Raw genomic sequence first — 815 nt, 5'->3', positions numbered from 1 at the left:
GTAAAACGCCTATCAGTGAATTAGTTAAAAGTACCGATTATCCTTCTCTGGATATTATTCCTGCCGATTTTTCATTCCGGCAAATGGATTTGGATCTGGCAAAAGCCGGTGATAAAAAAAATCAACTGGCCAAGCTTTTAGCCCCGTTTGGCGAAAGCTACTCGCTAATTGTGCTCGATTGTCCGCCCAGTTTTTCTGAACTGACTGAACAGATGTTCGCTGCGGCTGATGTGATCTATGTACCGATTATTCCCAGCCATTTGTCGATGCGTACCTTTGAACAGACACGAGACTTTTTCAAAGAAAATAATCTTAAGCCCAAACGTCTTCACCCCTTTTTCACCATGGCAGATCGCCGTCGGAGTCTGCATCGCGTCATGCTGGCCCATCCACCCAAGATGCTGAAACATGGTTTGCAAACAGCCATTCCCTATGCCGCCGTAGTGGAAAAAATGGGCGATGTCAGAGCGCCTTTAGCGGCTTTTGCAGCCAACTCGACTGTGAATAAAGCCTACGAAGCATTGTGGCAGGAAATTAAAGCCACGCTCGATAGTTCAAGCTGATTTTTGTATACGCCAGCAATAATGGATTTTTGAATTTCTTTCAAAATCAGTTGGCAAGGTTGCCTTACTAATGTCTTTTATATTTAGCCCTTGCAACGCTGACGCATCCAGTTTGAAGTCACGTCGGTTGGTGGAAAAGAAAATTTCACCTCCCGGATTTAACATGCCGGCGACTTTATGCAGCATATCGATATAGTCACGCTGTATATCAAACACCCCTTCCATTTTGTTGGAGTTGGAAAAGGTCGGTGG

At 44.8% G+C, this 815-nt stretch carries 1 protein-coding gene and 1 pseudogene; one reads left to right on the top strand and one right to left on the bottom strand.

Annotated elements, in window-relative coordinates; genetic code table 11:
• Positions 1-563 (top strand): ParA family protein (locus B3182_RS05545; protein WP_292751891.1); only part of this gene is annotated, 563 nt, incomplete at its 5' end.
• Here B3182_RS05545 and B3182_RS05540 read toward each other — a convergent pair.
• Positions 555-815: pseudogene (locus B3182_RS05540) on the bottom strand (23S rRNA (guanine(2445)-N(2))/(guanine(2069)-N(7))-methyltransferase); the annotation flags it as partial. The gene B3182_RS05545 and the pseudogene B3182_RS05540 overlap by 9 nt on opposite strands.

Origin of the sequence: Methylophaga sp. UBA4204 (assembly GCF_002379485.1) — a bacterium.
Classification (GTDB): domain Bacteria; phylum Pseudomonadota; class Gammaproteobacteria; order Nitrosococcales; family Methylophagaceae; genus Methylophaga.
This window is presented reverse-complemented; position numbering and strand designations above follow the sequence as displayed.